Genomic DNA, 12,491 nt, shown 5'->3' with positions numbered 1-12,491 from the left:
GGGCAACTGCCCGGCCACCGCTCATACACACGCAGGCCCTAAGCACGGGCCGGTATTTACTACTGTTCCCGTTGCGGAATAATGGTTAATCAACAATCTGATAAGTTTATCATTAATCAAATTTATGGTCATCGGTAGTACAGGTTCTAGGCTTATTTAGTATACCTGAAGGTAACTGTGTTGGTAGCTTTCACTCCACTGATGCTGCTGGAATTATACGAAACTGTGTATTTTTTTCCTGCTTCCAGTTGATAAGCTTTTAACAGGTCGACTTCTGAAGACAGTATATCTTCTGGTTTAATAATAAGGTAGCTGTCTGCTGGAGGAGGCATGATCCTTTTAGCCATTGGTCCTTTATAGGAAGCCTCGTTTCCATTTTCATCTTTGATGTCAAGGTATTTGCTCATCAGGGGCTCAAAAGGTGTGTGCCATTTGCAAAAGGATTTTTCAGTTGACTGGTCGTTGTGAATGGTAAAGTTTAAGGTTACTTTTTCGCCGGTTTTGATGATGTCCTTTATTTTTAAAACGACATAGAGTGAATCACTTTTGCTCTCTGAAGCGGAATTTGAAGTGGTATTGTGAACCTTTTGGCTACAGCCTGCGAGTACAATCAGTACGGCGGGAATAATTAATTTTAGTTTCAGCATATATTTCATAATTTTTGTTAATGGAAACGGTGAGAACCCAAAATATGCTACAGGTAGTTTTTAACTCAAAGATTTCCAGCCTGATTAAAATAATTCCATGGTAGATTTGTTGTCCGGGCGACTGGTGGGGTATCCGCTCATACGGCTGAAAGCTTTATCCATTGTATAGTATCAGCAGTTATACTTGCCGAAAAAAAAAACAAAACTTGCAAGGAATTTTATCAGGCTTATATATTCTTTAATTTATGGAAATATGGAATTTCATAACTGCTTGCAGATATAAAAAGTCAGGTCAAATTTTAGCAGGTTTTTGAAGGTAATTCCTATTTTGAGCCGCAAACCTCCAGGTATGCACTTTTATCTAAAATAGCGCCATCAGGATTGTAAAATTGGAAAGCGTCTGAGTTTTTACCATGTGGAATTTTCTCTATCAGTTGTCCGGTCAATTTCTGCATTAACCGATTTAAGTACTTCCTTTAAAAATTGGCCTGCAGAATGATATTCAGGAAGTCTGTTGATATATGTTAAAATTAGGTCTCGCAGATCAATATCGACCTGAAATGGCAAATTGGCTGCACCTGACTTAACACCCATTGTGATTATTGCCAGGTAGCACTGCGTCCTAAGTTTTTTATATATTTCTTCATCCAGATCTTTAAATTCATGGACGATATCATAAGCCTGGACTATCAGTGTTAAGAAATTATCATCTTTTGAATGAAAAATACTTAGGCTTTCGATAAGCCTGTCTAATTGTTCTCCGTTTTCGCTTAGATCTTTAATTCTTGCTTGATAATATTCTATCAGTTCGCTATTTAAAGACTGTCCTGGCTGCAAGTATTCTAAAAGATCTTTAGCATAATAAATGTGCCCACCCTCGCCATCCTCGATCAAGTACCAGTCAATAGCTTTGATAAACATTTGAATCCGGATTACGGGATTACATTGATCAAATAGGTATGAATGCCCCCCATCTGGTACAAACTGATAACCCCCAAATCCCTTACTCGCTATAACAACTTGTTTTTTAAGTTGGTATCTTTTTATGAGATAGCTGAAAATGGCATCGATACCTTTAATGATTAGAACTTTATTTAAACAGCGTTCGATTGCATAGGTTAAATCATAACGTATGGTGTCATTTAAGATCAAATCCGCCATTTGTTCATCAGTAACTGTTTCGTTATCACTTAATCTGATAAAAAATATTTCTGCTTCCTGTTGATATGCCCTCGCCAAAAAATCCTTGCAGTAGGTTAATGCTTCTGGATGATCGACAACAAATAAACTTTGTAAGGCAGTAGAGAGCAAATAATTGTTCTCCTTCCTTTTTTTATTGTAAACTTTAAGAATTACATCAATATCCCTGTCTGTCAATATAGTTTTGCCAGGTACACGCTGACCATATACTCCCAAAAGCACATTATCAGCCTCAATACTTTTCAATTGTTGGAGTTTTTTGACCCGATCCCAATAGAATTTATTGTCATTGTGTTTGAAGTACATTGTGCCTAATATCCTATATCCATACAAATTGTATAAGGCGAAAGATTTCTCCAGCATTTTGTCGTTGAGTACCTTGGCATATTCTGGATAATTATTTTCAAGAGTGTCTTGAAAATTCCCATAATAGTGGGGCGGATATTGTTGTGGTTCCAGAAATTCGATGATGCTGTCAGAAAGTTCTGCTGCATTAGCTATTTGTACAAATTCATCAACTTTACTGGAAACATATTGATCAACATTCGGCATTTCCAATATGCTTATTTCAGCTTTTGAAAACAGCTGTGATATTTTCTCAGTTAAATTCTTTGGCTTAAGGGCTTCTTTGACTTCATCTGTTAGTGGTAACATAGAATCAGGAATTCCCCATTTTTTAAACCAATAGAGTTTTTCAAGAACTTCTTTTTGCTCGACGATGCTAAAATCTGAAGCATTTTTCTTTAAAAATTCGAGAACAAGCTTTATTTCAATATCATTTTTATAGACTGTAGAATTCCTGCTCGTTGCAAATATTCCCCGAGGCACATCTAAAATGTGCTTTATCACCTCCTTCCGTAATTCTTGTGCATTCGGCAAAAGATACAACTGAAATAAAATATCGATAATCGATTTCCTTAATTTTTTGATATTACTACTGGAAGGCAAATAGTAAGTCGTGATATTAATACTGTCTCTATTAACCGCATTCCATTCAGAAAGTGTAAAGTCCAAATTTAAGAGCGATGCTATACAAGATAATAGAAAGTTAAGTTCTTTCTCTGAATACTTTGGTAATCTTTTCGAGAATTCTGCTACAAGATATATTTGGCGAGACATTGAAAATCTTTCAATTACATCCTTTTTTGAAAACGAAAATATGTTTACTAATTTTTTATCTGCTGTGATGTCATAGAGTTTAACTGCATTTTTTACGACAAAATCTAAATTCGCTGCGTTCGCATAGAGATTACTCAATATGCTGATAACCTTATTTATAGGTTCATCGCCAGATTGATAATTAAATTTTAAGTTTTCCTTGTAATCTAGTGCAAGCAAGTGGTCTTCTTGAGCGATACCTTCGACAAAGTGATGAATAACAGATTTTGCTATTTCAGGTTGTATGAAACTAATGCTTAGAACAGTAGAAAGCACTTTTTTTATGGCAACAATATTTTTTCCATTCTCAATTAAACTGGTATATATGATTAGAATGTCGTTTAGGATGTTATGATTTTGAGCATTGACCTCATCCACGCTGCTCAGGTTAATAATAATATTATCGATGTAAACAGCAAATTCAGTGATATAGCTAACAACTTCATTATTATTAATTTCCGAAAGTAAAATATCACTATAATAGTCCGGTTTTATACTTTGTTCGTAACGCCCATTTACAAATCCTTTTTCTAATAGTAATTTCAAAGCTTCGGTTACATATTGACTTTTGATATCATGTATCTCGCTTAGTTTATTGATTGTTGAACTGTCATTAAAATTGAATGGCTCAATCAGAGCAATATTCTGTAATAACCGTTGTATTGATGACTTGCTGATGCCGGTAGAACTACTTATTTTTTCAATAAAGCTGCCAAAATAGTTCTTTACATAGTTTTTTAAAAAGCCTTGTTCTTTGATTTTACTGATTGGGGTGTTTTCAGAGATGGCATTTAATATTGCAATAACCATTATAGGTTTTCCGTAGGATAGAACTACCAGTTCGTTGATGTAATGTAAATAAGATGTATTTGTAATATAGTGCCGGAATAGCTGCTCTGTCTCAGGTCTTGATAACTCATCAAGTTTTATTTGGGGTAAATCTTCAGCTTCGTACTCTTTGATCAATGTCAAGGAATTGAAGGCTTCAAGCGTTCTTGCAGTTAATATAATTTTTACTTTTCCGTTCACACTTTCTGCAAGTGCTTTCATATCCGCGATCACCTCGGCTTTGTAGGTGTGGGCATCGTCAATTAAGATGATGAAATTTAATTTCGATGTAAGCGATTTTCGGATTTTATCAAAATCAACATGCCTATTCATCAGCACAAGAGGCATCCAATCTTCTAAAAAAACAACTTTTTGCTTAAAAAATTCTACAACTAATCTAGTTTTTCCGATCCCTGCCTCACCCATTATTAATGCAATGGTTTGTTCCGACTCCAAAAATGAACTTAACTTGTCCATGTCATTTTCACGCGAAATAAAAAAGTTCGAAAATGATCCAGGAGCAAATTCTTTTGCATTCAGGTTTTTGCTAAAAACGTTACGATAATCCTGTACCTGCGCAGTTTTAAAGCCTTCGTTTAACCAGAGGGACAGTAATGGGTATTGAATAAACAGATTGTAAATTTTTGCACCATCCCAGACCATGCAATTGCAAGTCTTGCCGAGTATTCGAATTTCATTTTGAAATACTTCAATTAGCGAGAGATTTTCTTGTGGGAGTAATTCAACGTTCGTAAGCAGTACAAAAAAATCCTCATCAGCTAATTTTTCAGCCTCCTTTTTCATCTGGGTCTTTAACTCGCTAACTGCTTGGCTGCGCGCTGATTGTCTAAATTTAAACTGGAACCGCCATTTACCTGCTTGGTTTTCGTAATTACCAGAATATGCACCATCTATGCCACCATCTTGACCTGGAGCTGAAAAAGGCTGGTAAGATTTTCCTATCTCAAAGGTTAATAATGCATTGCAAAACAATTCAAAATCATCATAACTGTAGTTAGCCCAGTTTATTTTATCCATTATGGTCTATTGAAAACGTAAATTTAAGCCTAAATATAAATAAATATCGGATTTCTATATTTCTGATTGATTAGTCTATAGAATTTCGTTGTTACGGAAATGCGATAACGTTTCCTCTATCGATTGTATAGCTTCAAAAAGTGTATTTTCCTTTTCTATCACTAAATGTGCGGCAGGATTATTTCGATCAATATTGATTAAAGGTAATGTGTAAATAGAGATTTTGCTTGGTGACTGTCTTGCCCCGAAGTTCACCATAATCTTGAGTTCTTGTACGTTTTCTGGAATAGTAATTTGATAACTTGCGGTATAGGGAACGCCGAAGTGTAATGTTCTCTGAATTTCCCTGTGACGCAACTGTGCGCCATGAAAATCGAAACTGATTGCTGGACCATATTGATTGGCATCCCAGGCAAAGAATTTAGCTCCACCTATCAAAGTAATATAATAATGAAAATCGGAATCATTTTGCATTTGCGAAAAGTTGAAGATCGCTAATGTTAATTTAGATATCGTCTGTTCTGCATGATTTTGAAAGCGGTTAATCCTGATCGTAGCCCTTAGATCTGGATAGGTGATCTGGCGCATTAATGCCTGTACAATGTAATGTGGTGCGGGTTTAGTTTGGCCGTCCAATCTGATGTAATATATGTGGGCAACCTGATGCGGTTTGTATTGGCTTTCCTGGACTTCAAATAAATAAATATAAGATTGATTTGAGGGGATAATTTTTACAGATACATTGATTGGCATTGGAGAAATGGAGCTACTGATTTTGTTGATGAACCAGTCTACGGATTTCTGTACGGGTACCGGGGTAAGTGCACCCTGAAAGTAATCAACGTTGCCCACTACCGTTTTTATCGGTGCACCGAGAATCAATAGTCCTCCTGAGCCATTTAAATATCCGCACAAAGTCTTCATAATCTTTCCAAGCAGGTCTTCGAAATTCGCTGCCGCTGGGAAGGATTTAAATTCAAGAGTATCGGTTTCAAGTTTTTGTTCAGTAAAATAGTTTTCAATATCGGCTAGCGTAAGGTCAGCTATACTTTTTCCTAAGATGTTAAGAGCGAAATTTGTCATGTGTAAATGTATTGAATTAAAAAATATTGAGGTACTCTGATTGTATTACATTTTCCATTCGATCGATATTTCAATAGTATGTTATATGAATAGTGGTTTCGAGTGGAATATCAGCTAATAACTTGCGATTCGGTTATTCCACTTATTTCATGAATCAGCAATTTCAATTGCTCAACTGTATAGTAATCATTATGTACGTTTTTTCTATGTAACATCCGGTGGCAATTGGAACATACTAAAGCAAGATCTTCCAGGGTGTTCGTCCTTTTACCATGTTTCGCAATAGGGAATCTATGGTGGCATTCCATAAATTCTGCACCGTGTATGCCATAGCTTTTTATAAAATCAAAATTGCAGGCCTCACACAGTATTGGCCCATGGTGCTTTGCTTCATTTTTCTTGGCTTTGATTAATGCGGGATCACGCTCATAATATCTATGTCTGATCCATCGATATTTTTCTTCACCTTCTATTGCCTCTACCACCGGATCAATGATTGACGTTTGATTTTCATTGATTAAGGTTTTGATAGTTAAATCTTTATCTCGAAAAAGATTCCATAGCAGAATTTTCTTTTCATCTAGCGTCATTATCATTCCGCTATCTTTCTTTGGTTTTATAAGATCAATTTCGCATGTCCATCCCCGATTGGGTTCCCTAAAATCCAGGTTTGTGGGTTTAGCTATCATGACTTTATCGCGGGCCACGACGGTTACCAGTCTTTTTACCGGATGGCTCCCTACAGGATCAACCTCAACTTCATCGTCGACTGGAGCAACGATATGAGAAAGGTAGGTGCCGGGTTTTCCTAAGGTTTTGTTATAGATGCTTTGGACTAGGAGTATCAGTTCATTGGCTTTAGCTTTTTGGGCACTTGTAACTCCCATACGGTTATTTCCCAATGGGAAATTTAAATAAAAAGTGTCTCCAATATGATATTCGTCGTATGCCCAAGCCTTACCTTTTTCTCTGGTAACGTTTTTTGTCCATAGGAGATCGAGAGCTGAAAATTCCATTTTTATTAAGTTAAGATTTTTGTTAAGGTAATATAATTTCGATAATTTTTTATCACAATATGGGTTCAGGCTTTCCATTTGATATTTATTATCCGGTTTATGTAAAATCATCATATTAAATACAAACTGATCAAGTCCACACTAAAGATTTTGCCGATGTGAAAATGGCCGGCAAATAGTTTATTAGGAGTCGATCTGTTTTGGTTTAACAGAATAGTTTTTTATATTGATGTATGTTGATATCTTTTAATCATAAATAATTGGAAAAAATAATTAATCCCACGCTTTTAAAGCGAAACATGTTGGTCGCATCTTTATTTGTAACCAGTTTTGAAATGCTTAAAACAACTATTCAGGGCAAGATAAAGGACTTCCTCTGTATGGATGGCGCCTTGAACGATCAGGGAGAATTTGAATATGAGATTAGCGATCAATATCGGTCTGAAATACTTGATAGGATAATACCGCATATCGATAAAAAGAAAGCTCGGGATTATCACTTGTTCTATTCTTCTTGTTTATGGCTGAAGGAAAACGGTGTCATTACCAAAGGAGATATCGGTTATCTTGAACGGATCCGCAAACACAGAAACCTGGTTGCTCACGAACCGCTCAGACTGCTGATCGATGAGAATGCCAATATCAATATAGACCTATTAAAAAAATCGCAGCAGCTTTTGAATAAAATCGAAAAATGGTGGATTATGGAGTTTGAGATTCCGGTTAATCCAGATTTTGATGGAAAGGAAATTGATGAAAAGGATGTTCAGTCTGGTACCACAATTTTTCTTGACTATTTAATGCACGTTGCTAATGATGAAGTAAACAACTCAAAAGAATAACTTTCATTTTTACATTGTTTTTGGATTTATGAATGTTCAACCAGTAGTTGGAATTGAAAGGGGAACAGGTATAATTGTTCCGATTTACAAGGTTACTCAGACAGGATTAAAATGCAATTGTGTCTGCCATAGCTGTAATGGAAGGCTGGAGGCTGTTCTTAATACTGTTCGGCGGAAACATTTTAGGCATAGTAACAAGGGAAACTGTAATCCGATGCCGGAAACGGAGTTGCATTTGCTTGCAAAGCAGATTATTTTGGGTAATGATCATATATATGTGCCTTACAGGGGGATGCTTAATTACTGTGATCCCGTTGCAGAAGTTGGCTATAATGAGTTGATTCCGGATGTAACGATTACTATTGATGGACAGCCTTTTTATATCGAAGTGATAGTAACCAACCCAATTGACGTGCTAAAATTTGCTAAATATAGGACGGACCTTGCCAGGGTAATGGTTATTGATCTTGAAGAAGAGGATAGGGATTTGGAATATGAAGTGCTAGTGGATATTGTTCTTAAAAGTAGTTCCAATAAATACATGTTGGACTATGGTGAGCATCATCGTATTTTGCCGGGTAGTGAGGGCAGTTCTGGATTAGGGTGGATTTTAGCAGGCATTGCTGGATTTTTACTATGGTTGACGTTTGGGAAGAAAAAGCCTGTTAAGCGATACCAGCGTAAGAGAAGATATAGGTAAGGTAAGGAGAAAGTATTACTTGATGAGTTTTTTTTTCGTTGGATTCTAAATTTTTGTGGATTTTAGTTTTATATACGGTAGCGTAGTACAATGTTTTTTGCTATCGCTTTTATTAGTGCATGATCATCGCCGACTGTTCGCTCGAGTGCATCCCATTCTTTATTCTGATTTTGTACCAATGTCAGTTCTTCACCTTCTAAACTGATTTTTATTTCTGTGGTTTCGTTATTGATAATCTTAGTGAGAACGGTGTAGCTGTAATCTTTGTTCTCAAAGGTGATGCGCATGGGTAGACTCATTAGGGCAAAGATAATGGATTGAAGGCTTTGTCCGGAAATCTTTTATTCCACAGATTATTGGTGAAAGTGATTTTTGCTATTTAAGTGTGGGGCATGGGTAAAGGTTAGCGACTCTTCGTTTTCATGCCAGCAGAAAGTGAAGCAGCATTTCCACAGTTTTTGCTCAGTATCTATGCTTGCGCCAGTGCAGTATCGGTGATCGAATCCCTTTGAACGCAGTTCATCTTTATTTATGGTGATATATTCATTTTCTGTTAATCTGCTGAGGTTATAGCCTAATAATATCCTATAATTGTTTTTGATGGTTTTGATCACCTCTGGAAAAAGTTTGTTCTCCTCTGCCCGTTTTACGGAACGGATGCGGCTATTGTAGTTGTTTTTGCAGTCTACGTTGCAGAACATTTTTCCTGTCCTTCCGTGCAGTTCTTTTTCACAGTAACGGCATTGCGTTTTTTCTGTTGTTGCTGTTTGCTGACTCATAGTGTTGTTTGCTTTGGTTATTTTGCGATGATGTTCCCGTTCAATTCATTAGCGGATTATTCCCGGTGATACTCATTGAGTTTGATGGCCTGGTCGAAAAGGGTGAGCTGAAAGGGAAAATCATGCGCTACGCCAAGTCTTGTGATGAGATAATCGTTTCTAAGGGAGTTAAAGGTTTTATCCGTCGTAGTTTCCAGGTCTTTGGGCAAGTTCAGTTCTTCCAGCATCGCATCGACTGCCCGTGTACTGGTGGTGTTGGAAAGTACTTCGTTTAAGTCAGAACCGGGATCCCAATTCTTTTCCAGTAATTTCATCTCTTTAAAGTTCTCATAGGGGCTGGTATCGTAATTGATTTCCCGTATGATGGCCTCGCCAATATGCTCTTGCATATGGCTGTCTGCTATACTTGAGACGATGCTCACAAAGCTCAGGAATTTACCATGACCTGTTTTCCAATGGATCTTCCAGAAATGGGGACTGAAGAAAATTTCCTTGAATTCTTCTGACCAGGACTGCCTGTCGCGTAAGGCCAGTATGGTGTTGGAGATCAAAAGTCCAGATGTGCTTTGAGCGTGATCCTTAAATCTCGCATAAAGTACAGGAAGGCTAAACCAACTTCCTCCTTTAGCAATAGCCTCACAGATCTGGGCGATTTCCTCCCTTTCATTTGTAACCCGAAGGATCTGGACGACTTCGGCTTCTTTACTTCCATCCGGGTCGTTAAGTTCATTGCTTAGCATTTGCTGGATGTATTCCTGTACTTTTTTACTGATCATACTGGTCTTGAAATATGGGGAGGCTGTGTTGGTTCCGGCCTGCTTTTTCTTTGGTTATGCTTTACTAATATCGGATAATTTTTATTGGAAACAGTTATTGTTTTTTGGAAACGGTTGACTTTTCTTGGAAACTGTTAATCGTTTTTGCTATCAGATAAGTTGATTTTTTCTGCTGTAGTTTTTTTGGGATGGGGCAATTTTGGTCTGGAATTAAATTTTATAGTGATGAAAAAACATAACATTTTAGTATCAGAGAGCTTCTCCCGCGGGAGAAGGCGTTACTTTTTGGATTATAAGGTTGCCAAAAATGAGAGTAATTATATCTGTTTTACCAGGAGCGATGCCCAGCAGGATGGCACTTACAGTATGGAGCGTTTGCGTGTATTTGAGGAGGACTTTGAGATGCTGATCGGAAGCTTTTCTTCATTGATGACAATGGCTGCTCACTACGGGCAAGGTTATGAATCCGTTCAGAACATGCGCCTTTTGAATCAGCAGAAACAGCAGCGCGGGATTAAAGGGATGGAGGTGGAGTTGCGGCCAAGGGAAAAAATGATGGAGAATGGTCCATGCGCAATGACCGATACGGAACTGCTGGCGATGCTGATCGGTTCGGGCACACCCAATGAATCGGCAATTGACCTGGCTTACCGGATACTGGCTAGTGTGGAAGGAAACTTGCTGCAACTCTGTTTTTTGGGTTTCCCCGGTTTGTGCCGTTTTGCCGGAATGGGAATCGCCAAATCGAGCTCGATTATGGCTGCTGTGGAACTGGGCAGGCGTTTGGGAAGGTGTTAGATTTATTGTTTTCTGATTTTTTTGCCTCTGGCATTTGTTGGGGGCTTTTTTTATTCTGGTTTTTTTATGGGTAAAGCTCAGGGTTTTGGTGAATGATTCTCCTGAGATGAATGAGGCTAGAATGTATCGGTTAAGGTGTTTTTAACTGCACAAAATTTTGCTTCTACCTTTTTTGAGCACAAATTTCTGAACAATCCATTTTCCGCCAAGACCGGTGCCCTGCGGGTTTGCTGGAAAAAAATCTTCCCTGTTCGCTTGCGCTCCCGAGGTTTTTTTTTCCGCAAAGTCTTGTCTTGAAAAATGGATTGTGTTCAGGTGAGGGTGACTATCAAAAAGGCAGGAGGCTCCTGCCGACTGATATTTTTTAAACCCATAGTATCATGAATACGATCAAAGGCAGAAGCCCACCCATTTGACCCCGATTTTTTTCGTCCTGGACGCTGCGCGTGCGGGGTTTTGCCGCCAGATTGGTGGCGGTTCAATTTTTTCCATTCACATTTAATTTAAAAATTATGAAAACGACAGTAATTAATTCCAGTGCAATTGCAAATAATGGTTCAGTTGATAATAAAGCTAATGGCTTAGTTGGCGGCGCTGCGGCTTCTACTGGTGGCACTGCGATCGTGCCGAATAAGGATTTTGATAAGCCTTCGGGTAACGGTAAAGCAGAGGTAAAAGCTGGGGAGGGGGCAAAGGTAGAAACCCTGAAAGCCAAAATGGATGCCGAAAAAGGGAAAACTGGGGCTGCGGAGAAAACCGAGATTAAAACGCCTGTGGTAGAGGTTAAGCCTGCTAGAAATCTGGATTCTACGATTAAACTGGCTTTGGACCTGACACGCCGCATCAATCAAAGGGGCAAACTGCTCGAAACCATTGGCACCTTAGAGGCGTTCGAGGTGGCGCAGCAGGATGATGCGGAGGAGACAGATGTTAATTTTTATCAGGGCTGTACGCTGACCATTGAGGATGACAACGGCAGGGAGTTTTCGACTAAAAACCCTTTTATCATTAAAGCGGTGGCGGCGGATGTTAACCGTCTTTGCGTGGATAAATTGGCGGAGATCGAAAGCGAAATCTTTATCCCTGCTTAAAATGCTGATGCCCTTTGACAGGTTTCAGAGGGCATTTGTTTTTTGATTTAATTTTTAAAAAGATGAAACACGATTTTAATGAGCGCAGGGAAAACCGCATTAATCTTGCGAGAACTCTGGGCAAAAAAAACGAAAAAGAATCCGATCAGCTTTACAACTCGGCTTCTGATATGGCCTCGGTTATTCCCATGGGGCAGCCGATTTTGGTCGGTCATCACAGCGAAAAGCGTGACCGCAAGTACAGGGAAAAAATACATGATACGATGGGTAAGTCTGTTGAAAAGCAGAAAAGGGCGGCCTATTATGCAGAGAAGGCAGAAACCATTGCCTCAAATGACGCCATCTTTTCCGATGATCCTGAGGCCTTAACAAAATTAAAGGAGAAACTTTCTAGGCTACAGGCTTTGCAAGAATTTATGAAATCGGCCAATAAATGTTTGAGGAAACAGGATAAAGCAGCTTTTTTACTGTTGCCCTCGGCAACAGCTGAAATCTGGGCGCAGCTGAATGATACCAGCCGCGGCGGTTATGTTGG

At 38.4% G+C, this 12,491-nt stretch carries 12 protein-coding genes; 5 read left to right on the top strand and 7 right to left on the bottom strand.

All coding sequences use genetic code 11. The features are described 5' to 3' along the window. Nucleotides 1-152 precede the first annotated feature (152 nt). The 4 genes from B2V92_RS09850 to B2V92_RS09835 form a co-directional block, all read right to left on the bottom strand. Complete coding sequence (locus tag B2V92_RS09850) at nucleotides 153-647, bottom strand: protease (protein WP_293307378.1); 495 nt, start codon at nucleotides 645-647, stop codon at nucleotides 153-155. 408 nt (nucleotides 648-1,055) lie between these two features. Then, entirely contained in the window at nucleotides 1,056-4,871 is a 3,816-nt protein-coding gene (locus B2V92_RS09845; RefSeq protein ID WP_293307376.1) for an ATP-binding protein, read from the bottom strand. A gap of 75 nt (nucleotides 4,872-4,946) precedes the next feature. Next, the gene (locus B2V92_RS09840) at nucleotides 4,947-5,954 is read right to left on the bottom strand and encodes a helix-turn-helix domain-containing protein (RefSeq protein WP_293307374.1); all 1,008 of its coding nucleotides are present in this window, start codon (nucleotides 5,952-5,954) and stop codon (nucleotides 4,947-4,949) included. Between the two features lie 110 nt (nucleotides 5,955-6,064). Next, nucleotides 6,065-7,084, bottom strand: a complete 1,020-nt coding sequence (locus tag B2V92_RS09835; RefSeq protein WP_293307372.1) for an HNH endonuclease — start codon at nucleotides 7,082-7,084, stop codon at nucleotides 6,065-6,067. Between the two features lie 146 nt (nucleotides 7,085-7,230). Between B2V92_RS09835 and B2V92_RS09830 the strand changes: the two genes are divergently transcribed. Together B2V92_RS09830 and B2V92_RS09825 are read left to right on the top strand one after the other, a co-directional pair. Then, a complete protein-coding gene (locus B2V92_RS09830) occupies nucleotides 7,231-7,812 on the top strand; it encodes a hypothetical protein (protein ID WP_293307370.1) in 582 nt (193 codons plus the stop codon). A 28-nt stretch (nucleotides 7,813-7,840) separates the two neighbouring features. Further along, on the top strand, nucleotides 7,841-8,512 hold the full coding sequence (locus B2V92_RS09825) for a hypothetical protein (protein ID WP_293307368.1): 672 nt from the start codon (nucleotides 7,841-7,843) through the stop codon (nucleotides 8,510-8,512). Between the two features lie 68 nt (nucleotides 8,513-8,580). On the opposite strand, the gene B2V92_RS09820 is transcribed toward B2V92_RS09825, so the two are convergent. From B2V92_RS09820 to B2V92_RS09810, 3 genes are read right to left on the bottom strand one after another with little or no spacing between them, the layout of a single operon-like run. Continuing rightward, the gene (locus tag B2V92_RS09820) at nucleotides 8,581-8,811 is read right to left on the bottom strand and encodes a hypothetical protein (RefSeq protein WP_293307366.1); all 231 of its coding nucleotides are present in this window, start codon (nucleotides 8,809-8,811) and stop codon (nucleotides 8,581-8,583) included. A 54-nt stretch (nucleotides 8,812-8,865) separates the two neighbouring features. Then, complete coding sequence (locus B2V92_RS09815; RefSeq protein ID WP_293307364.1) at nucleotides 8,866-9,291, bottom strand: hypothetical protein; 426 nt, start codon at nucleotides 9,289-9,291, stop codon at nucleotides 8,866-8,868. 56 nt (nucleotides 9,292-9,347) lie between these two features. Then, the gene (locus tag B2V92_RS09810; protein ID WP_293307362.1) at nucleotides 9,348-10,067 is read right to left on the bottom strand and encodes a hypothetical protein; all 720 of its coding nucleotides are present in this window, start codon (nucleotides 10,065-10,067) and stop codon (nucleotides 9,348-9,350) included. Between the two features lie 225 nt (nucleotides 10,068-10,292). Here B2V92_RS09810 and B2V92_RS09805 point away from each other — a divergent pair, with 225 nt between their 5' ends. From B2V92_RS09805 to B2V92_RS09795, 3 genes are all read left to right on the top strand, one after another. After that, on the top strand, nucleotides 10,293-10,865 hold the full coding sequence (locus B2V92_RS09805; RefSeq protein WP_293307360.1) for a UPF0758 domain-containing protein: 573 nt from the start codon (nucleotides 10,293-10,295) through the stop codon (nucleotides 10,863-10,865). 512 nt (nucleotides 10,866-11,377) lie between these two features. Continuing rightward, complete coding sequence (locus B2V92_RS09800) at nucleotides 11,378-11,956, top strand: hypothetical protein (RefSeq protein ID WP_293307358.1); 579 nt, start codon at nucleotides 11,378-11,380, stop codon at nucleotides 11,954-11,956. 62 nt (nucleotides 11,957-12,018) lie between these two features. Further along, a partial coding sequence (locus B2V92_RS09795) for a DUF3560 domain-containing protein (RefSeq protein WP_293307356.1) occupies nucleotides 12,019-12,491 on the top strand: 473 nt, incomplete at its 3' end.

The organism is Pedobacter sp. UBA5917 (assembly GCF_002432345.1).
Taxonomy (GTDB): domain Bacteria; phylum Bacteroidota; class Bacteroidia; order Sphingobacteriales; family Sphingobacteriaceae; genus Pedobacter.
Note: the sequence above shows the minus strand (reverse complement) of the source record. Positions and strands in the feature narration are given on the sequence as shown.

What these genes read in the sequence shown, in the direction of transcription:
- B2V92_RS09835 (WP_293307372.1), bottom strand. Translation starts at nt 7,084, where the DNA reads ATGATGATTTTACATAAACCGGATAATAAATATCAAATGGAAAGCCTG.
- B2V92_RS09800 (WP_293307358.1), top strand. Translation starts at nt 11,378, where the DNA reads ATGAAAACGACAGTAATTAATTCCAGTGCAATTGCAAATAATGGTTCA.
- B2V92_RS09810 (WP_293307362.1), bottom strand. Translation starts at nt 10,067, where the DNA reads ATGATCAGTAAAAAAGTACAGGAATACATCCAGCAAATGCTAAGCAAT.
- B2V92_RS09845 (WP_293307376.1), bottom strand. Translation starts at nt 4,871, where the DNA reads ATGGATAAAATAAACTGGGCTAACTACAGTTATGATGATTTTGAATTG.
- B2V92_RS09825 (WP_293307368.1), top strand. Translation starts at nt 7,841, where the DNA reads ATGAATGTTCAACCAGTAGTTGGAATTGAAAGGGGAACAGGTATAATT.
- B2V92_RS09820 (WP_293307366.1), bottom strand. Translation starts at nt 8,811, where the DNA reads ATGAGTCTACCCATGCGCATCACCTTTGAGAACAAAGATTACAGCTAC.
- B2V92_RS09840 (WP_293307374.1), bottom strand. Translation starts at nt 5,954, where the DNA reads ATGACAAATTTCGCTCTTAACATCTTAGGAAAAAGTATAGCTGACCTT.
- B2V92_RS09805 (WP_293307360.1), top strand. Translation starts at nt 10,293, where the DNA reads ATGAAAAAACATAACATTTTAGTATCAGAGAGCTTCTCCCGCGGGAGA.
- B2V92_RS09850 (WP_293307378.1), bottom strand. Translation starts at nt 647, where the DNA reads ATGCTGAAACTAAAATTAATTATTCCCGCCGTACTGATTGTACTCGCA.
- B2V92_RS09815 (WP_293307364.1), bottom strand. Translation starts at nt 9,291, where the DNA reads ATGAGTCAGCAAACAGCAACAACAGAAAAAACGCAATGCCGTTACTGT.